The following is a 24,042-nucleotide window of genomic DNA, read 5'->3' as shown; positions in this document are numbered from 1 at the left end:
GAAAGGCTTGTGTCGATCTGGGAAGTATGCAGGATGCGTATATTTAACGTTTAAATCTCATGAATAGACATAAAAAAATAACATATATTTACATAGCGCTTGTTAGCATGTTCTGCAACTTACATGCTGAAAAAAGTGAATGGGAGCAACTCGAGGAGGCATTTGAGCAGGCGAATAGCCTAGTGATCGAGGGGAAGGTAGAAGAGATAAAAGCGCTCAAGGATTCACATCAAATTAAGCGCGGTGAGTATAGGAAATATAATCTTCTTACGACAGCCCTCAGGCATGATCAGTTGGAGATTGCAGACTTACTTTTATCCGACGGGGATAATGATTACTGGGTTGGTGCGAATCCATCAGAAACATTTCAAAAGCACTCAGTGTTTATTTATCAGTCGTTGAAGAGATACTACCCTAAGCGATGGGATCGGTTTAAGGATAAATGGCTGGTTCAAGCCATCGAGGCTGGGGATGAAAAGGCAGTGCTTTATCTGCTTGCTGAGGGAGCTTCATTTAAGGAAGGCGGAACTGAAGCCTTAAACAAAGCTGTGTTCTGGAATAATCTCGAAATGGCTAAGCGACTCGTTGAGCTAGGGGCCAAAAGTGAAGCTAAAACTTTGCAATTAGCCTACAACATGAAAGCACTCGAGATCCTCGATTTTTTGGATAAGGCGGGTGAGTATCGGGAGCGGGTTTCTGAGTTTAGGAAGCAGTATCCTCGGATCACAAATGCTGCGTTACTGGGTAATTGGCAAGGGCCGGGGGAGTGGGGCATTTCCAGTGCAGAGTTTCGGGCTGACGCAACTGGTATTATTATTGGCGCTGTAATGCCGGTTTGGGTTGTTCTCAAGGAAACGAAGTATGGTGCCGACTTGTTCGGGCAGAACCCAGATACCGGCGAAATCGGAGAAAAGGTTATAGGTGAACTCCATGTAAGGCCGCCGTCTAAGACCGTTCGTTCGTTGGGGGACTCAGTTGCCCTGAGGCGCGGTGATGATGTCATTTACTTCATCAGGCCGGTGTCTCAGGAAAAAATTGATGAGGCGATTGCCAAGCAGAGATTAAGGAACGCCAAAGCTCCATATATCAAGAATCTGCGTCGCGTTGGGAGTGCCGGGCAGCAGTATATGATGGAAGAAGGCGTTGCTTCGGTTTCCTACAAGGAGCTCGTCGGCGCTTCCTTTATTACTCCATTGAAGTCCGTAAATGGTGAATCCTATCAGGAACTCGTCGTGCATAAAGACGGAGGCGAGTTGAAGGTTGTTAATCAAGCCGGGGAGGAGTTTTCGTTTAAATACTGAAACTTGCCCGATTTAACCGCGGAGTTTATTCTTGGGAACTCCAAATTACATTTGGTAGCTAGAGGCCAATCTAATCGGTTTAATTTTTTGACACAACCGGTTTTTAATTTAAGGCATTCCTATTCAAAAACTTCTGATTTTTGTGGCGTGGGGGGCTCGAATGTCGGGCGTTTTTCAGTGATTGATTGAAGGCTTTACGGGCCGCATTTTTACGGGTTGGGATGATTGGCTGCGCGGATGAGGGCTTCCTTCAATTCGCTGATTACGAGGGGCTTTGAGATATAGTCGCTGGCACCGGCGTCGAGGCATTTCTTGCGGTCGCCGGGGAGGGCATTGGCGGTGAGGGCGATGATGCAGGCGCGGGCGTGTGTAGCACCATAGGCGTTGGCGCGAATGTCTTGGATGATGTCGAGGCCGCTTTTGCCGGGTAGTTGAATGTCCATCAGAATGCAGTCGTAGGCATTGCTATTGAGCAATTTTTCAGCCTCGGATTCATCGGTGGCCGTGTCGCAGACATAGCCCATGCGAGCGAGAATGTCTCGCGTCAGCTGCTGGTTCACTGGTTCGTCCTCGATGGCGAGAATGCGGAGGGGCGCGAGTTCAGCTAGGGGCACGCTATTGTCAATGGGCAGGCTTGTTTGTTCGGCCTCCTCCTGTGGTGCGCGGTTGAGGAAGATGTGGAAGGAGAAGGTAGAGCCTTGGCCATTGACGCTCTCTACGACGATATCGCCGCCCATCTTTTCTACGAGGCGCTTACTGATAACTAGCCCCAGACCCGTGCCGCCGAAGCGCCGTGTGGTGGAGGAATCCGCTTGGCTGAAAGGCTGGAACAAATTGACGAGTTTTTCCGCTGGAATACCGACTCCGGTGTCCTTCACGTGGACATCGATGCGGCAGCGCCCGGCCTCAGTTGTCGACTGAATGACAGCGAGGACATCGACGTTGCCCTTTTCCGTGAATTTAACGGCGTTGTTGACGAGGTTGAGCAGAATTTGACGAAGCCGGTGGGCGTCGCCAATAAATCTGCCGGCTGGCTCACCAGCCATCTCATACTTGATTTTGACACCCTTCTGGTTGGCTTTCACGAGGATGAGCTCAAGGGCCTCCATAATCGTCTGCTCAAGGTCGAATGCGAGGTATTCCAGCTCGACGCCGCGGGACTCAATTTTGGAGTAATCGAGGATGTTGTTAATCAGCTCCAGGAGAGCCTTGCCGCTACGGTTGACGATGCCTAGCCATTCGCGCTGTTGGTCATCAACATGAGTTTCGGCGAGGAGGTCGGTGTAGCCGAGGACGGCGTTCATCGGGGTGCGGATTTCGTGGCTCATCATGGCGAGGAATTCGCCCTTGGCCATATTGGCGCGGTCGGCAGCTTCTTTGGCGTAGCGGAGGGCTTCCTCTCCCCGACGGCTCTGTATGAAGCTGCCAAGGCTGCCAGCGGCGACTCTTAGGGAGGCGATTTCGCTTTCGTCCCAGAGGCGTGGGCTGTGATCACACAGCTCCAGTGCGCCCCAGAATTGCCCCTCCACGTAAATAGGTGTCAGAAGGATGGAGCGTGCGCCGCGTTTTTCCATGAGTTCGCTGATCCCGTCTGCCTGTTCAATGGAGCATTGGACGACCTCTCCATTGGCGACCCGGTTGGTCCAGTTCTCGGGCAATTCATCCCAGTTGAGGCTTGGTTCGTTGGTGCGCTTAATCTGACTAAAGGGGGCATTGGACCAGCGCCAAGGGATGCGTTCGTTGGACTTACGTTGCTCATGGGCAGGGTTACTGGCGATCAGGCGAATGGATTCCACTTGGGCGTAACGGCCGATGGAATACAGGGCTTTGCCAACACCTTCATTGAGTTCTTTGCTGGCAAGTAGGGCATTGGTGGCCTCAGCAACGCCTTGGAGAATACGGTCGCGTAGCTCCAGTGCTTCCTGCGCTTTTTTACGTTCGGTGATTTCATAGGCCACCCAGATGACGCGGTCGGTGGCCTCGGTGAGTTCTTTCATGGGAGCGACTCGACCTTCGAACCAGTATTCTTGGCCTTGATCGTAGCGCGGATATTCAATGCTCTGGGCTTGGCCCGAGTCCAAGGCATTGCGAATGGCGTTCTGAAAGTCCTGAGCCAGCTCAATGGGCCAACGGTCTGACACGTGGTCGCCCTTCCAAGCGTTCACCTCATTGAAGGCACCGAGCTGAGAGGCATACACTTCGAGGTATTGGCCTTCGCTGGAGATGATGAAGGCGGCGTCGGGCAGGGCGTCAATGAAGGCTTGTAGGTGTTGTTCGTTGGAGGCGGCTTTTTCTTCACTACGTAACACCTCGGTGATGATGGCGGCTAGGAAGTAGGTTGTGGCGCTGAGGATGCCAACGAAGACCCAGATGAACTCTGGGGGAGTAGAAATGTATTTCTGAGAAGGCCCGAGAACCTGGAGGATTTCCCAGACTGCCATGATGGCGATGATGATGACGCCTGCGGTGGCCCCGCGTTGGCCAAAGCGAATACCGCCCCAGAAGACAATGGGGAACATTGCCAGCTCAAGCGGATACTTGAGGGTGTCCGTCGGTGCCCAGCTATCGAATACCGCAAACGCTACGCCAAGCAACACAACCAGCCAGATCGCGACCTCAAATATCTGGCGATTGCGCCAGTTTATCTTGGTGCGGGCGGTCCAGACCAATGCAAAGGGTGCCAGCACGAGGATCCCCACGGCTTCAGCCAACCACCAAGGTGTGAGCAAGCGGGAGAATTCAAACCACGGAATTTCTTCTACGTGGAGGCACAATGAGCTGGTCGTGAGCGTGGCGAGTAAGAGTCCACAGAGTAGGGGGCCAATTGCGAGGAAAACAAAGACATCCTTAATGGACTCCAGCGCACTACGGTTCTCCAGAAATCGGCGCATGAGGAAGGCCGTGGCACCGACAGAAATTACGATAGCACCCGCGCGTTCGGCAGAGAAAAACCAACCGAAAGGCATGTTATAGCTATTCCAAACCAGGGCAATTATGCCAAAAGTGGCGAGATACGTCCAGCCGCCGCGAATGGTGATAGCCAAGGCAAAGCCCGTAGCTGGCCAAAGGAGGAACGCACTGCTTTCCTTGACGGCGCTGATTGGCATCCAGGTGCCAAGTTCCATCAGGAAGAGGTAGCAAAAAACAGCTGCCAAGTGGCGCAAGATGATTATCCACCATCTGGCATTTGCCTCGGCCCGGTTATCGGGTACCGTGGCGGGAGCCTTTAGCGCTGCCTTAGCTGAATCCATCCGCCTTAGTATTATTCTGTAGTCAAAAATTACAAGCTAAGTGCGTAACGAGCTTGTTTTTTCGTTAAGCAATCATTGGAAGGCCGTTATTACGACTTGCCCCAGTCGAGAGAATCCGCGAAATAGATGATCCATGCCGATTTATGTATACCAGGTGATCAATCCTGATGGCAGTGAGGGCGATTGCTTTGAGATTGAGCAGCCTATGAGTGACTCAGCGCTGACAAAACATCCGCGTACAGGGGAGCCCGTGCGCCGTGTTTATCAGGCCCCCAACCTTGCCACCCGTTACACGCCCAAGGGCACCCAGAAAAAGCTTGAAACCAAAAACGTCGAGCGGGCTGGATTCACCAAATATGAGCGCGATAAACTAACAGGCCAATATCACCGGACTGCTGGTACAGACAAGCGTGCGCCTGATGTGATCAACCCGTAATTTTGTCTCGATCTCTACCTGCTGCTATGAGTGATCAACTACCTCCATCTGTTTCGGCACCTCCTGGGCGCGCTTACGAAGTCCTGACGCCGGGTGAAAAATTTGGCGACTATCAGGTGTTGCGTTGCGTGTCTTATGACCTGCTGGGCAGCCTATATGGTGTTCGTAAACCACGTGCCAAACAAGAGCAGACAGTCTTTGTCATGCCACCGATTATCAAGGCGACACCTGATTTTAAGCAGCGTTTTGCTCAAGTGGCCCCAAAGCTATGTGGCTTGGAACATGAGAATGTATTCTCGTTTAGCGAGGCGAGTGAGGTCAAAGACCGCTTTACATTTTTGGGTGACCCTTTTGATGGGGAGAACTTGGCGGACTACCTTCAGAGCTACGTCAACAAGCAGCTCAAGGAGCGTCGTACGGAAAATGACGAGCCTCGTGAGCTCGTATCCGATATGCCAATGGGCCTCCCGGCTGATCAGGTTACTCCGATCCTGTCGCAGGTGCTTGAGGGCCTGACCTACCTTCACCAGAACAAAATCCAGCATTTTAACCTCAATCCGACCAATATTCTACGGACCAAGGATGGCGTGGTCAAAGTTGCAGGCTTTGGGCTGTTGACTTTGATCGGACAAGAGCGGTTTGAGGAAATCGTGTCGGCGGGCATTCCCCCAATTGCCTTGGGTGGCCGCGCCATCCGTATTAATTCGGTGGACATCTTATCGCCGGAAGCACGCCAAGGAAAACCCTCTGATGCCCGCTCCGATGTGTATGCGCTGGGCATTACCGCTTACTGGTTACTCACTGGTCGCAAGCCAACCGCTGACTACACGCCGCCGAGCGAAATGGTGCACGGGCTCGATGAGAAATGGGACGTGTTTATTGCCAACTGCCTCGACCGCGAGCCTGAGAAGCGCTACCAGACTGTGGCTAAGGCGAAGGCCGACTTTGACGAGTTCGATAAAATTCGGCCATTGCGCAGCAGTTCAGCTAGGTCGAGCATTGGCACGTCGGAGACCAAGACCATCTTCCACCATCTGGAATTCATCCCAGTGCCCAAACAGGTTAAGGCGCGTGGGGAAAAATCGGCTCGGGCCTTTCGACTTGCGGTGCTCGGCATCGTCTGTCTGGGCGTTGGGTTCCTCGTTTTTTCAATGCTCAATTCAATGATTGGTGATGAATCAATGGATGGCATGACGGCGATACGAACGCCTGAGGGGCAGGTGCCTCGCTTATCCATTTCGATTTTCCCAGAAAGCTCCAGCATGAAGATCAGCTCCACGGACCTCAATTACATCGTTCGTGATGGTAAGCTGGGCCTGAATATCCTGCCAGGCTCTTATCGGTTGGAGTTTTCGTCGCCCGGCTTTACTACTACCTCGCGCTTGATTCAGATCGAACAGGAGCCGCAAAGCATCAGTGTGCGCCTTAAGCCGGCCTTTACAAATGTTAGCTTCACCAGTTTGGCTGAGACTAAGCTGACTGCGAAAGATTCGGACGGCGAAATCATTGAATTGGGTGAAACAAACGCCGATGGCGTGTTGGCCTTGGAGGGCAAGATTCCTGCCGGTGAATACACGATTACTGCAAAAAAAGACGGTTACCTCGTTACGAAGTCCGGACCTTTTGAGCTGTCTCCCAGCGAGGATAATCGCTTCGATATTCCGCTGGACCCGATTCTGGGCGTATTGCGCGTAAAGTCCGATCCCAGTGGGGCGGAAATCTATTACGAGGATCGTAAAATTGGGATGACCAATGCCACGCTGCAGGATTTGCCCGTCAACGAGGAATTCCTGCTGACCTTGAAACTGGAGGGTTATCGCGAATCGATTTTGGCTGTGACGGTGAAGCCGGATACTCGTGATGTTCTGGATTTTGGCGTGCTCACGCCGCTCTCGGGGGAAATTGCCCCAGTCATTAAGCTTGGTGGGCAGGAGGCGACACCTGAGCAGTTGAAGGCTGTGACCATCAGCGGAAAAAGCGTTAACGCAAAGCTTGGCGATGAGACATTTTCGGCGAACAGCAGTAACATCGTCGCTGGGCAGTTTCGTATTTCAGACATCAATGAGGGTGAGATTACTATGACTGTGGAGCACCCGGATTATCTCAATGAAACTAAGACGTTTACGCTGGAGAACCAAGTCCGAATGAAGGTCATTTATGATCTGGCACCCAAGCCCGCCATCCTGACGCTGTCCCCTCAGCCAGCCGGTGAGCAATGGACGATCGAGCTGAACGGACAAAAGGTGAAACTTGATGAGATGCGCGCGCCGCTCAAACCGGATGTCAAGCAGACCTTGACGATCAGTAATGAGAATTTCTTCGAGATGAGTAAGGCCTTCACGCCCAAACCCAATGAAAAGCTCACTTGGGCACCCGAACTCACGCGTATTCCGAGCGCGGAAACGGGTAAAGACTACGACGTGCCGTTCCTGAAAATGCCGTTGGTCTGGGTGTCTCCAGGCTCATTCACTATGGGGAGCCCTCTCACCGAGCCTTCCCGCCTACCCGAGGAGGGGCCGATTACCCAAGTGCGGCTGACGCAAGGTTACTGGATTGGTGCTCATGAAGTTAACCAGACCCAGTATGAGGAATTGATCGGCTTTAATCCTTCTCGTCAGGCGGGTAAGACCCGGCCAGTGGATTACGTTAGCTGGCGCGAGGCAATGGCTTTTTGCAGCAAGCTTAATGAGCGTGAGCAAGCGGCGGGTCGCATCCCGGCTGGCTATGAATACCGTCTGCCTACTGAGGCAGAGTGGGAATACGCGGCCCGCGCGGGCACGAATACGCCTTTCAACTGGGGAGCTACCGCGACCGCTGCCAATGGCAATTTTCAAGGCAAGTATCCGCGAGATTTCGAGTCTAGTGAGCTGGATGGCACTGACCATTACGGATCCAAGCCAGTTGGCAGTTACCCTCCGAACGCTTGGGGCCTCTACGATGTGCACGGGAATGTGCGCGAGTGGTGCTACGATAATTACAATGCGCGTTTACCAGGAGATGCAGTGGCGGATTGGGTGCGTCTGGAAGATAATACCCGCCGGCCCACTCGTGGTGGTGGCTGGGAAGATTTTGCCATCCGCGCCCGTGCGGCTTCTCGTAGCGAAGGCTTAAGTGAGCAGTCGCGTAGCGGCAGTTCCGGCTTTCGCCTTGTGTTGGCCCGCATTATCCCTGAGTAGAATCAATAAGCGGGGAAAAGCTCGCCTGGATTTGCTTTTTCCTAATCACTTGGGTAAGTTTTGCTTATGCTTGACCCCACAGGTGTAGATATCCCACCGGAATTGATGCGTCGATTAAAGTTCCGCGCCCGCCGCCAACATCGTTCGCTCGAGACGGAAATCTTCTATTGTCTCAACGCCGGTCTGGCCCAAGAGGAACGACCAGAGCGATTTCGTGACCGTGCGCGCCGCCTTCGTCAAGGTGCTCATGGCATTCTGCGCCCTGATGTCCTCAAGTCTATGATTGAGGATGGGCGCTGCTAGCACATTGACCATTTACCCAGCATAAGCGAACTGCCGCGTAGCACAGCACTCCGCGCAATATGCGGTGGGGAATTATCGAAACTGGTGTACGCCTTTAGAGGATTCTTAGCCTCAATAAACGTCGCGCTGGTAGCGTTTGTCTTTCTGGAGCTGCTTCACGGTCGCTTCGGCGTCTTCGCGAGATTGGCCGCCGTGGGTCTGGTAGATCGTGATGAGGGCTTCGTTGACGTCATGGGCCATGCGCGAGGCGTCGCCACACACATAGAAATGCGCGCCATCCTGTAGCCAGTCATAGATCCCTTTGCCTTCCTCGATCATGCGTTGTTGCACGTAGATCTTTTGCGGTTGGTCGCGGGAGAAGGCCGTGTTGAGCTTGGTCAGCAAGCCGTCCTTCAGGTAGTCCTGCCACTCAAGTTGGTAAAGGAAGTCGTAGGAGAAACGCTGGTCGCCGAAGAAGAGCCAGTTCTTGCCCTTGGCACCATCAGCAGCGCGGTCTTCGATGAATGAGCGGAACGGCGCAATGCCGGTGCCAGGCCCAATCATGATGATCGGCGTATCGCTGTTGGCGGGCAACTTGAAGTTCTTGTTGTGGTGCGTATAAACGGGGATCGTTTCGCCGATGGCCACGCGGTCAGCCAAGTAGGTCGAGGCGACACCCTTACGGGCGCGCCCATGCGCATCGTAGCGGACGGCAGCCACGGTCAGGTGAACCTCATCGGGGTGTGCCTTCATGCTAGAAGCAATCGAGTAAAGACGTGGCGGCATCTTACGCAGTAAATTGACAAATTCCTTGGCGGGCAGGCCGATCGGGTAGTCTGTGAGAAGGTCACAAACTTGGCGGCCCCACAGGTAACTTTGGAGCTTTTCCTTGTCACCGAGCATGGCGGTGAGCACGTCGCTCTTGGCGAGTTCGTTGTATTTTTTGACGATGTTCTTCGTCAGCCCAGTGATGTCGTAGTATTGGGCAAGGACTTCATTGAGAGGGCCATCACTGCCATCGGGCGCAGGCACGATGTCATCGGCCTTAAAGCGACCGGCTTCAATCACCGCGGTGATATCTTCCGGGCAGTTGGAGGGAACAACCGCCAGCGCGTCGCCAGCATCGTAGGTCAAGCCGCTGCCAGCGAGGGAAAGTTCCAAGTGGATGGTTTCCTTGATCGAGCCACGGCCATTGAGTAGCACGCGTTCTTTGAGCTCGGAAGGGAAGTGGTTTTTCTTGCCGTATTCAATCGCGGGTGCGGAGGGCGCAGAGCCATTGCTCACGACAGGAGCGACTGGTGCGGCGAGCGATCCGAGGTTTTGCAAGGCACCATCGAGCCACTTCTTGAACGGGCCTTCGTAGTCCAGGTCGCAGTCAGTGCGCGGGTGGAAACGTTTGGCACCGAGAGCTTCCAGGCGGGCGTCGAAGTCTTTGCCGATTTGGCAGAACTTTTCGTAAGAGGTGTCGCCGAGAGCGAGGACGGAGAAATGTGTTTGGTCGAGCTTGGGGGCTTGGTCGCCCATGATTTGTTCGTAGAAAATAACGGCACGGTCAGGCGGCTCACCATCGCCCCAGGTGCTCACGATGACCAACAGGTTTTTCACCTTGGCTAGATCGGCGGCCTTAATGTCACCCATGTCGAGCGTCTTTGCGGCAAATCCCTTTGCAGCGGCGGCCTTTTTCGCTTGGGCGGCGAGTTCTTCGCAGTTGCCGCTTTCGGTGCCATAAAGGATGGTCAGCGGAATGCTGGATGGCGCTGCTGGCGCGGCGGCTGCGGCGGATGGCCCACTGGCCGACGACTGAGCGCCCGCCAAGAAACCACTCAGCCAAGTTGTCTGCTGATCGCTAAGGGTCGGCAGGATTTGGTTAAGCGTATTGCGTTGCGGTTCGCTGAAGGGTGCGTGGGACGGAATTATCATGATCGCGAAAACAGAGTATTAATGAGCCTACTGAGGCCGGGATCAAGTCTTACTTCGATGGAATAAGCGTCGCTACTTAGCAAGAGGAGCGCTGCTAACGAATGTCTGCGAGTGAGGTTGGTTCCGCCGGTTTGAGCGAAACCAGCTCGAAATGATTGCCGCCGTAAATACGCAGCATCGGCGGGATGATGCTTTTCTTTAATTTATGGGCGATGAAGAAGCAGAGCGGAGAGATGATTAGCGGAATGAAACCCCACATTTTTTCCTCTTGAGTCGCCGTGCGATCCAGCAGGAGCGCCACGCCGATGATCAGCCAAATGATTGAGATCGTGCCAAGTGCGATCATGACGACGTAAAGGAAAGTGAGCAAAATTTTGCGCCAGAAATACCAACGGATCGTTGAATGCTCAAGGCGATGTACCGTGGTGTATTCGATTTTGATTTCCTCATCTCCGGGAATGAGGGCGGCGAACAGGCCAATGAGGAGGCTGGCGACTACTTTGGCACCGGATTGTTTGGTTGTCTTGTATCGCCAGTTCGCCTTAGTCAAAACGCCGTGTTCGTGCATGCCAGTTTCTATCTCCGAGACCTCGCTGGCAATCATGGCAAATTCCTGTAGTGCCCATCCGGTGAGTTTGTGCTTTTTACGCAGATGCTTGAGCAGTTTTCCGCGAGTGAGCAGCTCGGCATGTTCCTCCATCTGGCGAATTGCTTGTTCTTCTGCCGAAAGATTTTCCTCCGCAGGTTTATTAATTCGTTGGAACGATTCCGTGCTCATTCTTTAATGACTTTAGAAGGTCGTAATCATTTTTCAACAACGCGATAGCATGCGCGGACACTTTCTGGGATTGCCATTGGGCGGCCAGTTTCTGTGTCCACAAAAACCCAGTCAGTTTCACCCTGAGCAATGAGCGCGCCATCGGACTCGCGGTGGAATTGATAACGTCGCCGCGAACGCACTTTGCTGACATCGGCCACCCAAGTTCGAGCCAAGAGGACATCGCGCAGCAATGCGGGCTTGAGGTATTCGATGTGATGCGAACGCGCAACCCACGTGCCGCTTGATGCCTCAACTGCCGCGAATCCACCGCTGGCGGTTGAATGGGCAATGGCGACGTCTTGCATCCATTGCACATAGACGACGTTGTTGACGTGGTTATTGCCGTCGATCGCCTCTGTGGTCACTGAAAAATTGTGCGTAAAGACGCCTGCTTGGCTAGTCGGCATTTTTGATCTCCGCACGAATCACGACCTTGGGGCCGAGTGGCACAATTTGCGTCGGGTTAATGTCGTCGTGAGTCACGTAATAATGGCGCTTGATGTGGTCGAAATTCACGGTTTCGGCAATGCTGGGCAGACGGTAAAGTCGCTCCAGGTAATCCTGCAAATGCGGGTAGTCAATGATGCGTCGGAGGTTACACTTGAAGTGGCCATGATAAACTGCGTCGAACCGGATCAGCGTGCAAAAAAGCCGCCAATCAGTTTCCACGGTTTGCTCACCGAACAGATACGGACCTCCATGTGCCAGCCGCGCTTCCAACTGGTCCAGCACCACGAAGAGCTTTGTCACGGCTTGGTCATAGGCGGATTGTTTATCTGCAAATCCAGCGCGGTAAACGCCGTTGTTGATGTGCTCGTAAACTAAGTCGCTGAGGGCGTTTTGCTCCTCGGCTATGGCCTCCGGGAAGAGGTCCACGGGATGTTTCGCAAGCGGTTCAAAAACGGTCGCCCACATGCGGCAAATATCGTCCTCGGAGTTGTTGACGATGCGGCGTGTTTGCTTGTCCCACAGAACGGGCACGGTGACGCGGCCACTGAAATTGGGTGCCGTCGCACGGTAGGCTTCAGATAGGAAGTGAAAGCCCTCGGCCAAGTCTGGCCCATGACCGTCACCTTCGCGAAAGGCCCAGCCAGTATCGTCAGTGCGAATTGGGTCCGCCACGCTGACGCCGACCACGTGCTCTAGCCCCATCAATCGCAGCACGATCCAGGAGCGATGCGCCCACGGGCAAGCTTTGCAGATGTAGAGTTGGTAGCGATTAGGCTCAGGCGTGAATTCGCCTTCAGTCTTTACCCACTCGCGGAACTCGTCGGGTTGCCGTTGAAAGGAGCCGTCTTGGCCGGCTTCATCGGGAAATTGTGCCATGACTTGAGATCATCTCCATGTATCTGATTACGGCAATCTACAAATGCGAGACCGGCGAAGCGATTTTATCCGAATCTTCGTTGACAGGCGAGCGTTGGGGGTTTCGATCACGCGAGCGTGGGAGTATATATTCAATTTAGAAATTTTGGCAGAAGTTGTTTGCTTGGGCTAGTGCTAACGGTGCTTTTTCATTCGGCAGGGTATGCTGACGATACGGCGTGGGTACCTCCACCGCCAAAGGTGGACGAGGCGTTTGACTGGATCGAGCTGACTTCGGGCGAGTGGCTCAAGGGCACTTTTCGATATATGTATAATGATTCGGTCGAGTTCGATAGCGACAAGCTCGGCGTCCTCACCATTGACTGGTCGGACATCAAGGAAGTGCGTTTCGGTGGGCCAATGGGCGTTCGGCTGGATAATCGTACCGTTCATCGCGGGCGAGTGACTTTGGATGATGGCGAAATGCATTTCACTGAAACTGGTGAAACGGTGAAGCGCGACAAGGTGGTCTCCATTGCCCCGGTCGCTCATGATGAATGGGATCGCTGGGAGCTTAATGCCAAGATTGGCGCAGACTATCAGACGGGCAACACCAACGAGACCAGCTATACGGGCGCGATTGAATTGGCACGCCGCACCGCAACAACGCGCCTGAAGCTTTCCTACATCGGGAATTACTCCGAGACCGACGACGTCGAATCCGCCAATAACCACCGGGTTAGTTCCTCCTTTGACTATTTCTTCGACGAGCGAATTTTCGTGCGCCCCTTCGATGGCGAGTATTACCGCGACCCCTTCCAAAATTTAAATATGCAATTAACGCTGGGCGCTGGTATCGGCTACAAGCTCGTGGATACGAAAAAAATGGATTGGGAAATCCAGATCGGGCCAGCCTATCAATACACGGTATTCAGCACTGTGCAGCCCGGTGAAGACAGTGAGGCGCAAAGCCCGGCTGCGCTGTTTACGACGACTTTCGATGCCGACATTACCGATGATCTCACCTATAAACTCAACTATCAGGCCACCTTAACCAATCGAGCATCCGGCCTACTCACACAGCATCTGGTGACATCGCTGGAATATGAAATTACGACCATTTTCGACGTCTTCATTATGCTGCAAGTAGACCGGGTGGAAGACCCAATGGCCAAGGCTGATGGCAGCGTGCCCAGTAAAAACGACGTGACTCTTTCACTCGGCTTGGGCGTAGATATTTGAGCATTAACGCACCAATTAGAAAAAATGTGTCAGCTTTCGGGCGTTTCAGGGGAATCGGGAGCTATTTTCTCGTGCTCACTATTAATTAAGGCCGAAAAATAATATCGATTGGGCCTTGGAGGCGTTTTTTTGCCGAAAAAGTTGCCCAATGGAACCAACTGAGCCAGCCGACCCAACTGAACAAGCCGAGTCATTGCCAGTAAGATGGGGGCATGATAATATGGGGACATGAAACCAATATCCCCAATTCCATCCACCTGTCCAATCAACTCATTACCCCGCTCCTTGGGCGGCGAATCGCTGTCTGCCGGTCGGCAATATTTTTGCTCGCCTCACGCGCCTACGCTTGGGCATGCTACTTTTGCTATGGCTTTAGAAAACTCCCGCAAACATTCATCCGTTGTTGTTGACGGCCGCGACCGTGCGCCCGCCCGTTCCATGCTCCGTGCTGTGGGCTTTGAGGACGATGATTTTAAGAAGCCGCAAGTTGGGGTGGCATCTTCCCCCAGCGATCTGACTCCGTGCAACATGCACTTGGGCGAGCTGGCCAAACACGCGACCGACGGTGTGAACGCCGCTGGCGGCAAGGCAGTGAACTTTAGCACGATCACCGTTTCTGATGGGATCAGCATGGGCACTGCCGGGATGCGCTACTCGCTCGTTTCGCGTGAGGTCATCGCCGACTCCATCGAAACCGCCGTTGCGGCGGAGGGCTTTGACGGTCTCGTGGCCATCGGTGGTTGTGACAAAAATATGCCCGGTTGCATGATCGCCATTGCGCGGCTGAATCGCCCATCGGTTTTTGTTTACGGCGGCACCATTTTACCTGGCTTTCTTCCCCAGGACAAAGAGGAGAAAGACGCGCTCGATATCGTTTCGGTGTTTGAGGCGGTTGGCCGCCACGCCCGCGGCGAGCTTGACGATGAGGGCCTGAAGTGCGTGGAAAAAAGCGCCATTCCTGGTGCCGGTTCCTGCGGTGGTATGTATACCGCCAACACCATGGCCAGCGCGATTGAAGCGATGGGCATGAGTTTGCCAAATTCCTCGGCCCAACTTGCCATTGGCAAACCCAAGCGCGAAGACTGCGCCCGCGCGGGTGAGGCCGTTTGCAAGCTGCTGGAGCAGGGCGTGACCGCCCGCGACATCATGACGCGCAAGGCCTTTGAAAACGCGATTACCGTAGGCATGGCGCTCGGTGGTTCGACGAATCTTATCCTGCACCTGCTCGCCATTGCGCATGCGGCAGAGGTTGACTTGACCATTGATGATTTTGCCGAAATCGGCAAACGCGTGCCTGTCCTCTGCGACGTGAAGCCCTTTGGGCGCTATAATGTGAGCCATTTGATTCGCATTGGCGGTATTCGTCCGTTGATGAAAGTCCTGCTGGATCGCGGCCTGTTGCATGGCGATTGCCTCACGGTTTCCGGACAGACGATGGCTGAGTCTTTGGCTGGTGTTGAGCCTTATCCAGCCTATCCGGACAAGCAAGACATCGTGCGTCCTTGGGACGACCCAATCAAGCCCGACACACACCTGCGCATCCTTCGCGGTAACCTCGCGCCAACCGGTGCCGTGGGTAAAATTACCGGCAAAGAAGGCCTCCACTTCAAGGGCCCGGCCAAGGTTTACGAAAACGAAGAAGACGCGCTGCAAGGAATCTTGCGCGGTGATGTCGTGAGCGGCGACGTAGTGGTCATCCGTAACGAAGGCCCCGTTGGTGGGCCAGGTATGCGCGAAATGCTTTCCCCGACAGCTGCCGTTGCCGGACGTGGCCTCATCAAGGAAGTTGCGCTGATCACTGATGGTCGATTCTCGGGCGGAAGCCACGGTTTTGACGTTGGCCACATCACTCCTGAAGCGGCTTGTGGCGGCCCAATTGGCATCGTCAAAAACGGCGACCAAATCGAAGTCGACGCGGTCAAAAATTCGATCAGTCTGCTCATTCCCGACGAGGAATATGACGCGCGCATGGCGGCTTATACCCCCCCCCCCCCCCCGAGAGACTCGCGGGGTGCTGGCCAAATACGCCAAGCTCGTCGCCACTGCCAGCGAAGGTGCCGTGACGGACAAAGATTTGTTCTAACGGCTCAGCCTCCCCCCCCAAAAAAAGTTCGTAGGGATCAGGATTCATCGTGAGGTAAAGAAGGGGCTTTTTAATGGAGCTTTTTCTTACCTCGCCATTGTTCTGGGCTGCATCCGAATTTTTGTTTGAAGGCGCGGGAAAAGGCACTGGCGCTTTGGAACCCGCAGTCTTGGCTGATGGATTCCAATTTGGCCGATTGATCCGTCATCAGATGTATTGCCCGCTGGAAACGTAGCTGGTCAAAAAGCTTCTTGGGAGATGTTTGCATGATCTCATGAAACAGACGCCGCAGGTGAGCAGGTGAGCTGCCCGCAGCATTGGCGATTTCGTTGAGAGACGGATTGTAATGCATATTCAAATGAAACCAGTTCAACGCGTTATTGACCCGCTTCCGATTGAGAGCATCTCGGCCAAATGGTTCGCTGTTTGATCCACAAACGAGCAAGCTGAGCTCCAGCAGCAGATGCTCATGACGCAATAGCATATCGGGTTGTGGAGAGCGCCAAGACCCTGCTATATTCTCAGATAATTCACGTAGCCGATTACACTGTGCCGCAGATAGCGTTGTTTCTAAGCAGGAGATTTGATTCAGTTGCTGCTTTACCAATTCGGGAATGGAAAGGAAATGGAAGACGGCAACACGTGCACCTTGGCCAGACTTTCCAGTCCACCCATGAGCGTGGCCGGGAGCCGTTAGCCAAAGCTGGCGGGAATGTAACTTAGCAGTTTCGCCCGGCAGTTGCATACCAACAACACCACTTAGGACAGCTTGAAATTCCCAATAAGGCCGCGCCTGAATATGAACGGGCTGTTCTCCATAAAAACGTGAACCGCTTCCGAGATAGCAGAGCATACGTTATGCTTCATTCGATGAGCGAAAATGTCAACTGATTGATTGGTAGGGCTATTCACATGGGTAAAGTAAACGCTATAATATAGACATGAATAAAAAACGAACCACGAAGAAACGTTACGTTATTGTCGGAACTGGGGGCCGCGCCTTTATGTTCGCTGATGCCTTATTGAATACATACAAGCGTAACTGTAAGCTGTCTGCAATTTGCGACCTTAATTCGAAGCGCCTAGAGTTTCATAACAATAGCTATCAGGAGAAATGGGGAGTAAAGCCGCTCAAAACATATTTGGCGAAAGACTTTGATCGGATGATTGAAAAAGAAAAGCCAGACTTTGTAATCGTTACGACGATGGACCGCACTCATCATGACTATATTATTCGCTCAATGGAGCTTGGTTGTGATGTTATTACGGAAAAACCGCTGACCATCGACACGGAGAAATGCCAAGCCATTATAGATGCCGCTAAAAAAACCGGGCGAAATGTTCGTGTCACTTTTAACTACCGCTATTCTCCTTCACGCAGCAAAGTAAAGGAATTGCTGATGGCCGACACAATCGGTGAGGTGAAGTCTGTTCACTTTGAATGGTTGCTGGACACAAAACATGGGGCCGACTATTTCCGCCGTTGGCATCGCGACAAACGCAACTCTGGTGGATTGATGGTACACAAGTCGACGCATCATTTTGACTTAGTAAATTGGTGGCTAGGCAGTGAACCCGTTAATGTCTTTGGCCTCGGATCACTTGGATTCTACGGTCGGGCGAATGGCGAACAGCATGGCAATTATCGTCCGTATTACCGCGCGACAGATTCAGATGCGGCCAAAGATGATCCTTTCGCACAGAGCTTGCGTGATGGAGAGAATCTCGAAGGACTTTACCTGGAAGCTGAGCAGGAGGATGGTTACTTGCGCGACCAGAATGTCTTTGGTGATGGTATTAGCATTGAAGATACAATGAATTTGGCTGTCCGCTATCGTAATGGCGCTCAAATGTCTTATTCATTGACGGCTTATTCACCCTGGGAAGGCTATCGCATCGCTTTCAACGGGACTAAAGGGCGACTGGAGCTGGATGAAATGGAAAAATCGTATATCAGTGCAGGTAACGGACACATCTCAGATGGTTGCACATTTAGCACTCGGCTGACAGTGTTTCCGCATTGGGAAAAACCTTATCATGTCGATTTTGCAGTGGGAGAGGGCGGACACGGCGGCGGTGATTTACTTTTACTAGCGGATCTCTTTGCCTCGAAATCGACTAAGGATCCGTTAGGCCGTGCGGCTGGTTTCCGTGATGGTGCTACATCGATTTTGACGGGTATTGCTGCCAATCAGTCTTTTGCCACTGGTCTTCCAGTGAAGATTGCAGATCTCGTCAGTTTTGACTGATAGCTAGCGCTAGTCATGCTGGCTCGCAATGTGCTTGCCGGAGTCCGGGCCGGTGAGCACTGTCACGGCGTCGGTGATTCAATGCATGTAACTGGACAAAGTAAACTTCGGCTTCCAGATTAATGACGTCAATTGGACCGCAATCTCGTTGGCGATATAGCTGTTGCAATCACAGTTACGAGCTACAGTACGACGTCATGTTTATCTTGTTCCTTAGCGTGCCGATTTACCTGGCGTTTCTTCCATGTAAATCCAGCTAGGCTTTGTGGAAAATAATAACATGAACATGGGAGGGGGGTATGTCACCAACCATACCAACTGATTCCGAATTTGATCCAAAGCGGTATTGTTATCAGGCTGACCAGACAAGTGGAGACAACCGTTCGGAGAGCAATGTTCGTCCGGCCTCCATAGACACGGGTTAGGACAACGGGCAGGACACCGCAAGGCATTGCTGCGTGGACTAATGCCGCTTCACGCAGGGGGAGGGGGGAGGGGATAAAAGCGTAGGCAGTGATGAGAACAAGCGGAAGTACGCCTAGTCGCATCAAGCAAGCACCCAAGGCAATGGAAGGTCGAGTAAATAGCGGTTCCTTCGTCATGAGCTGCCACATCGTGGCACCGATCATGATCAATCCGATGGGGATCGCGCTTCTCCCCAGTAAATCGAGGGTGCTCTCGACGAAACCAGGAATGATCTCCGTGACACCCAGTAAGTTGACTGGTATCGCGATTAAAATCGCCACTAATGGCGGTGTAATCATTCGCTTCAAACTTCGCCGATTGAATTCTCCGCTGACGATTAGTATACCAAAGCTCCACATCGCTAGCTCAACCCCCACACTGATAACGAGTAAAACGCCTACGGTTTCTAATCCAAAAAGCGGTGTGCACACGGGGATAGCAAAATAGCCATAGTTGTATATACCTCCAGTGAAACTGAACGTGCGCCGCTCGGCGTTCTCCTTCATGCCGAAGAGTGGTGCGGCAAAATAGCAGAGCGCGTAGCCAATCATCACAAAGAGAAATCCAGTCAGCACCGCACTGATAATGAGTCCCTTCATTCGTAGGGACTCATTATTTGCGACGGCAGAAAAAATGAATGCAGGGTAAAGCAGGTTAACGACTAGCTTCAGTAATGCCTGCTCACCGGCGTCATTGATCCATTTTAAGGCACGTGCTAGCCCGCCGCTGCTCATTAGCAGAAACACTGGCACAATCGCGAAAAATAAGTCCGTAAACCCGAGCAAGCCATTCACCCTGTTGAGTGGGCGCTCCGTGTCGAAATTATTTTAGGCGAGTCGTTGCATCAACCCCGCCTCTTCGTTTACCTCTTAACTCGCGGGAACGGATTGTTCCGTGCTCAGCGCTTGGACCGCTTTAAGTATTTCAGCAGGTTCAGCACGTTTCTTATAGTCTGAATTGATGAAGTCCCAGGCAATTACGCCATCTTGGTCAACAATGTAGGTCACTGCTAACGGAAGCTCGCCGGATTTGTTTTTGTTGAATTCCGAAAGTTTGAGGCGATTCTCGTAAATTTCGTGTGTGGCATCATCAAGCTTATAGACGATACCATATTTTTTTGCGACTACGTTGCCCATATCGCTCAGTACGAAAAATTCCAGCTCGTCTTTCTCTTTGGTGGAGAGGGTTTTATCGGGTGACTCTGGGCTAATGGCGACCAATTGTGCGCCAGCTTTCTGTAGCATGGGCAATATTTCCTGCATGGCGTGCAACTGCATGTTGCAATAGGGGCACCAGCCACCACGATACCAGACAAGGACCACCGGTCCATTTTTGAGTAATGCCGATAGGTTGACTTCCTCTCCGTTGGCATTGGGCAAGGTGAAGTCCGGCGCAGTGTCTCCAGCTTTTTTTGCCGTGTCGAGCACTCCGGATTTTGCGACGTGGTCCAGGCCATTTGCGAACGTCTGCTTCATGCCCTCTGGCGCAGTGGCGGCAAATTTGTCCGCGCGGTCATCAAGATCCTTTTGTAGGCTTGGGATTTGCGTGGTCTTGGTTTCGCTTGCGCAACATGATTGCCCCAAAGCTTCGCTACCTAGATAGAGCGAGCCGAGAAGGACAAGGGCCGAAAGTTTAATGGCTAGGCATGGAGAGCAAATTTTCATCATGGTCGTGTAGTCGATTAATTGAGTAAATCCTTTCTGATTATTGAGAAAAAACTTCGAAGATTTTTTTGGCCAAGAGCTTCTTGCCATCAGCAATGGAGCGTTCGCGGGTATAATTTGACGGTGCAATCACGTCGCCAGTCGCCTTGGGAGGCAGTTTGAGACCGCTCTCTATGATGCCCGCCATGACTTTCGCTGGCTTTCCTTGGCGCGCGGCTTCTTTGAGGATGGAGCCGGGGCCTTTGCCCTGCAATGAACTGGAATCGAAACGACCCTCACCTGTTACGACTAAATCAGCGGCGGCGATCTTCTTCTTCAGATCAAGCCAAGCTTCCACCAAGTCGTATCCGGGGACGAGCTGGGCGTCGCAAGCGACCGAGAGGCCGAATGTAATACCACCGGCGGCACCAGATCCAGGTCGCATCATTTCAGTACGGTCCTTACCAAAAAAGCTGCAGAATTTCTTCGCCATATCGCCCAATCCCTTCTCGAAAGTAGGAATCTCACTCGGAGTAAGTCCTTTTTGGGGGCCATAGATATTTACGGCACCATTGGGGCCGAGCAAAGGGTTTTGGACGTCGCAGGCGATGAAAATTGGGGGGATGTGTGGCCAGATTTCGCCGCGCAGACGGGAAATTCGCGGCCAATCTCGTGGCACGAGGTGATCCATCGTGTCGTGTTTCTCATCAAGGCATTCCAAGCCGATAGCCTCAAGTGCGCCAAGACCGAGGTCAATGGTGGCACTGCCGCCAACGCCAAGAATGATGGCGCTTGCGCCAGTGTCGGCTGCTTCGGCGATGAGCTGGCCCGTACCGTAGGAGGTAGCGATCCAGGGATCACGCGCTTTGATGGGGATGGACTCGAGTCCGCTGGCTTGTGCCATCTCGATAATGGCAATTTTGCCGAAAGAGGGCAGGCCAAGCATTTTTTTGACGCTGGGTGGCACCTTGGCGGAGTCCACGTATCCCATTTCGGCCTTCAATGGCTCAAGTTGGGGGCCAATGATGGGCTTGGTGATCAGTTCCCCATATAAAGCGCGAGTGAGGATGCGGCAGAAGCCTTCGCCTCCATCGGCTAGTGGTGCCACGGTGACTTCCCAATTGGGATGCGCTTTGAGTAGTGCCTCTTGCGCGATAGCGCAGGCCTCAAAGGCGTTCATTGAGTCTTTAAACTTATCAAATGCCAACAGAATGTGCATAGTTAGTGAGCTCCGGATTTATCGGGGCAGCGGAAAGAGAACAGTAGTTAGAGGCGATGGATTATTCGTCTTCCTTATCGCCAAATAAAATGGTTTCGCTCTGGGCCAAAAATTGTTCGCGCGCCTTGATCAGCCTTTCAGTTTTTGCCAGAGAGCGTTCACGAGCCACGAGTTCTTCCTCTTTTTCCTTAATTTGGGAACGCATATTTTCGAGTTCGCTAAGTTCTTCCGCCGATAGACCTTCACCACCGCTGGCACCACTACGTGCGCCCTGTTTACCAAGGTCTTCTCGTAGCTGCTCCAGCTCGGTTTCGATTTCCTGTAGACGCTGGCCTTTTTCAAAGAGGCTTTCTTCGCTTTCCTGAAGGAACAGTTCACGCTCCTGAATGCTGGTTTCCATGCTCTGAAGCTCTGTTTCCTTCATTTCGAGTTCTTCTTTCAGACGCTGTAGCTCGGCCTGAGCTTCGACTGAAATACCCCCGCCGGATTGCTCTCTTTCCGCAGATTTAAACGCATTCATGCGTTCCTTCATGACGTTTTCCATGGTCTTCATGGCACCTTCTTTAAGCTCAAGCTCTGTGAGCTTTTGCTTGAGGGCTTTGTCATGTGTTTTGCGGTCGGTTAACTCGTTGCGGACCATCTCGAGCTCGGCAGCGAGGCGTTCATTCTCGGTTTTCGCTTCTTCAAAAGAGTTCAACTCCTCGCGCAAGCGCTCCATCTCGTCTATGAGCTCGGGATTATTGCCATCCACAGTTGCGGCATGTAGTCGCTGTTGTCGCTCTACAATCCCCCGTTGGACTACGTCGATTAGTTCGTCTTCGTCGTAAGGCTTTTCAATGTAATCGTAAGCGCCTAGACGTAGGGCTTTGAGCACAAAATCGCGGGACTCTGCAGCGGTCATCATGACGACCACCACTCGCTCGTCCACATTCTTGAGCGCTGAGAAAAGTTCCAATCCAGACATGCCAGGCATCTCAATGTCCGTAAGCACAAGGTCGATAGTGTTGGCAGAGAAGACGTTAACCGCGTCTTCCCCAGAGAGAGCATGATGTAATTCGATGCCAGTATCTTCGAACACCAAATCGAGCATCTCATGAACACCTTCTATATCGTCAACTATTAGTACCTGAGCCATCGCAGTGAGTTTCGTATTCTGCACATTAGAAAAATCACCCCCATGACGGCAAGCGTTATGATGAATCCCTTTTTAATGGGCTCACATGGATTATTTCTTCCGCTTTATTATTGGGCTAACGAAACTGGCGTTGGCGAGGAAGTTCAGACCTTGGATTTGGAGAATCTGTCGAACGCTTCGCATGGCTCCCATTACTGAGCCTTCTCCATCGATTTCAGGCTCCTTGATTTTGCGTAAGATGAGCAATGAAAGCAGTAAGGAAGTAGGTCCCAGAGCGAAACCGATTCGGTAAACAGTCAGAATTGGCCAGCCCAATGACTCGCTCATTTCTATAATCTGGCCGGCGAGAACCGGGGCAATGGCAGCGGCGACGGATGTCACGGCAATATTGGCACTGATAGCGGCAGTGCGACCCTGTTTCGGGATGATTTTAAAAATTAAGTTAAAAAGTCCAAGGAGGTAAGCGTTACCAACCATGCCGCCCCAAAACCACATGGGATAGAGTAGCCAAGACAGGCTGGGCGTTAGAATACACCACAGGTAATTTTGGGCCTGCCAGAGGGACAGGGAAATCATCATTACGGGGATGCAGCCATGCCGATCTATGACTTTGCCCCACAGTGGCAGGGTCAGTGCGCCAGAAAGTGTGGCGAGGATGTTTACCAGTGCAAACTGCCAAGGGAGAACTGAGAGGTGCTCATATACGAACCGTGGAATAAAGGGCCCGGTTAGGCTCATCCAGAAACCGCACCAAGATCCAAAAGCGATCAGCAAGAGGAAGTTCTTGTGCTTACGCAGGCCAGCCAGCTCTCGCAGCCATCCCTCGGTCACCAGCGTGCCGTTGGCTTCTGGTGGGGTTACGATTAAATGCTGCCACAAGAGCGAAAAGAAGCGGCAAAGTAGCGCCACAATGATCAGCGTTTGGTAAGCCCAAATGGACTCGCCAAACCAGTTTAGTGTGCCCATGGCGATCAGCAGGAAGCCTACCGTTGCGATGCTGATCTGGCGATTACGATTCCCAAAATACGCCCCGCGTACCTTCGTGGGGGTCCATTGCTGTACCCAGGCTGTCCATCCTACGCCAGCGAGTGACTGGCTGAGCGCGGCCAGGGAGAAGAAAATTAGAAAAACTTGGCCAGCGGATTTGGAGTCTTCGGGGGGGAGGTAGCCCAGCACCGCAGCCAACATGCACCAAAGGCCAAGGTTCATCCACGACAAGACCAGTGCGAGGTCGCGCGCATTGAGGAATTTGGCCACGACGGGCGTTAGCACGATCTGTAGGGCATTGCTCCATGCGGGCAAGGAAGCGATAATGCCATAGACTACAGGCGAAACGTCATAGTAAAGCGTCAGCAGGCCTGAAATGATGAAACCAGCAGGCAGCGAGAGCAGCATCCATGGCGTGGCCAGGAGCCCTTCCAGTATGCCCAGCCGCAAATTGCGTTGCTCCTTATTTTCCACGTTGTCACCCGAAGGCAATTAGGGCGACGGCGTCAAGTCAGATGGCGTCCCAAT

At 52.8% G+C, this 24,042-nt stretch carries 17 protein-coding genes and 1 pseudogene; 7 read left to right on the top strand and 11 right to left on the bottom strand.

What is annotated here, in order from left to right:
• Window positions 1-59: 59 nt before the first annotated feature.
• A complete protein-coding gene (locus IE065_RS00575; protein ID WP_189510724.1) occupies window positions 60-1,301 on the top strand; it encodes an ankyrin repeat domain-containing protein in 1,242 nt (413 codons plus the stop codon).
• A 209-nt stretch (window positions 1,302-1,510) separates the two neighbouring features.
• Here the strand turns inward: IE065_RS00575 and IE065_RS00570 are convergent, their stop codons facing one another.
• Window positions 1,511-4,552, bottom strand: coding sequence for an ATP-binding protein (locus IE065_RS00570; protein WP_189510721.1), 3,042 nt, complete (start codon window positions 4,550-4,552; stop codon window positions 1,511-1,513).
• A gap of 133 nt (window positions 4,553-4,685) precedes the next feature.
• On the opposite strand from IE065_RS00570, the gene IE065_RS00565 reads away from it, so the two are divergent.
• The 3 genes from IE065_RS00565 (at window position 4,686) to IE065_RS00555 (ending at window position 8,467) form a co-directional block, all read left to right on the top strand.
• Entirely contained in the window at window positions 4,686-4,988 is a 303-nt protein-coding gene (locus IE065_RS00565) for an FmdB family zinc ribbon protein (RefSeq protein ID WP_189510718.1), read from the top strand.
• A 26-nt stretch (window positions 4,989-5,014) separates the two neighbouring features.
• A complete protein-coding gene (locus tag IE065_RS00560) occupies window positions 5,015-8,164 on the top strand; it encodes an SUMF1/EgtB/PvdO family nonheme iron enzyme (RefSeq protein ID WP_189510714.1) in 3,150 nt (1,049 codons plus the stop codon).
• A 66-nt stretch (window positions 8,165-8,230) separates the two neighbouring features.
• Window positions 8,231-8,467, top strand: coding sequence for a FitA-like ribbon-helix-helix domain-containing protein (locus tag IE065_RS00555; protein WP_189510711.1), 237 nt, complete (start codon window positions 8,231-8,233; stop codon window positions 8,465-8,467).
• 111 nt (window positions 8,468-8,578) lie between these two features.
• Here the strand turns inward: IE065_RS00555 and IE065_RS00550 are convergent, their stop codons facing one another.
• The 4 genes from IE065_RS00550 to IE065_RS00535 form a co-directional block, all read right to left on the bottom strand.
• Window positions 8,579-10,366 (bottom strand): assimilatory sulfite reductase (NADPH) flavoprotein subunit, encoded by a 1,788-nt coding sequence (locus IE065_RS00550; protein WP_189510708.1) that lies wholly within the window; start codon window positions 10,364-10,366, stop codon window positions 8,579-8,581.
• 94 nt (window positions 10,367-10,460) lie between these two features.
• Window positions 10,461-11,144, bottom strand: a complete 684-nt coding sequence (locus IE065_RS00545) for a hypothetical protein (protein ID WP_189510705.1) — start codon at window positions 11,142-11,144, stop codon at window positions 10,461-10,463.
• Window positions 11,145-11,170: 26 nt separating this feature from the next.
• Window positions 11,171-11,593 carry an acyl-CoA thioesterase gene (locus IE065_RS00540; protein WP_189510702.1) on the bottom strand — a complete coding sequence of 141 codons (423 nt, stop codon included), beginning with the start codon at window positions 11,591-11,593 and terminating at the stop codon, window positions 11,171-11,173.
• Window positions 11,583-12,512 carry a glutathione S-transferase family protein gene (locus tag IE065_RS00535; protein ID WP_189510699.1) on the bottom strand — a complete coding sequence of 310 codons (930 nt, stop codon included), beginning with the start codon at window positions 12,510-12,512 and terminating at the stop codon, window positions 11,583-11,585. Before IE065_RS00535 ends, IE065_RS00540 begins: the two co-directional genes overlap by 11 nt.
• Before the next feature lie 180 nt (window positions 12,513-12,692).
• Here IE065_RS00535 and IE065_RS00530 point away from each other — a divergent pair, with 180 nt between their 5' ends.
• Window positions 12,693-13,733, top strand: coding sequence for a DUF481 domain-containing protein (locus IE065_RS00530; protein WP_189510696.1), 1,041 nt, complete (start codon window positions 12,693-12,695; stop codon window positions 13,731-13,733).
• 366 nt (window positions 13,734-14,099) lie between these two features.
• Window positions 14,100-15,816, top strand: a pseudogene (gene ilvD, locus IE065_RS00525) (dihydroxy-acid dehydratase).
• A gap of 70 nt (window positions 15,817-15,886) precedes the next feature.
• Here ilvD and IE065_RS00520 read toward each other — a convergent pair.
• Window positions 15,887-16,669 (bottom strand): helix-turn-helix domain-containing protein, encoded by a 783-nt coding sequence (locus tag IE065_RS00520; protein WP_189510693.1) that lies wholly within the window; start codon window positions 16,667-16,669, stop codon window positions 15,887-15,889.
• A gap of 88 nt (window positions 16,670-16,757) precedes the next feature.
• On the opposite strand from IE065_RS00520, the gene IE065_RS00515 reads away from it, so the two are divergent.
• Entirely contained in the window at window positions 16,758-18,065 is a 1,308-nt protein-coding gene (locus IE065_RS00515; RefSeq protein ID WP_189510690.1) for a Gfo/Idh/MocA family protein, read from the top strand.
• Window positions 18,066-18,367: 302 nt separating this feature from the next.
• Here the strand turns inward: IE065_RS00515 and IE065_RS00510 are convergent, their stop codons facing one another.
• The 5 genes from IE065_RS00510 to IE065_RS00490 form a co-directional block, all read right to left on the bottom strand.
• Window positions 18,368-19,282 carry an AEC family transporter gene (locus tag IE065_RS00510; protein ID WP_189510687.1) on the bottom strand — a complete coding sequence of 305 codons (915 nt, stop codon included), beginning with the start codon at window positions 19,280-19,282 and terminating at the stop codon, window positions 18,368-18,370.
• A 117-nt stretch (window positions 19,283-19,399) separates the two neighbouring features.
• A complete protein-coding gene (locus tag IE065_RS00505) occupies window positions 19,400-20,197 on the bottom strand; it encodes a peroxiredoxin-like family protein (RefSeq protein WP_200163146.1) in 798 nt (265 codons plus the stop codon).
• A gap of 37 nt (window positions 20,198-20,234) precedes the next feature.
• A complete protein-coding gene (locus IE065_RS00500) occupies window positions 20,235-21,392 on the bottom strand; it encodes a glycerate kinase (protein WP_189510684.1) in 1,158 nt (385 codons plus the stop codon).
• Between the two features lie 61 nt (window positions 21,393-21,453).
• The gene (locus IE065_RS00495; protein ID WP_194499990.1) at window positions 21,454-22,551 is read right to left on the bottom strand and encodes a response regulator; all 1,098 of its coding nucleotides are present in this window, start codon (window positions 22,549-22,551) and stop codon (window positions 21,454-21,456) included.
• A gap of 66 nt (window positions 22,552-22,617) precedes the next feature.
• A complete protein-coding gene (locus tag IE065_RS00490) occupies window positions 22,618-23,988 on the bottom strand; it encodes an MFS transporter (protein ID WP_189510678.1) in 1,371 nt (456 codons plus the stop codon).
• Between the last annotated feature and the right edge of the window lie 54 nt (window positions 23,989-24,042).

This window comes from Cerasicoccus arenae, from assembly GCF_014651635.1.
Classification (GTDB): domain Bacteria; phylum Verrucomicrobiota; class Verrucomicrobiia; order Opitutales; family Cerasicoccaceae; genus Cerasicoccus; species Cerasicoccus arenae.
Note: the sequence above shows the minus strand (reverse complement) of the source record. Positions and strands in the feature narration are given on the sequence as shown.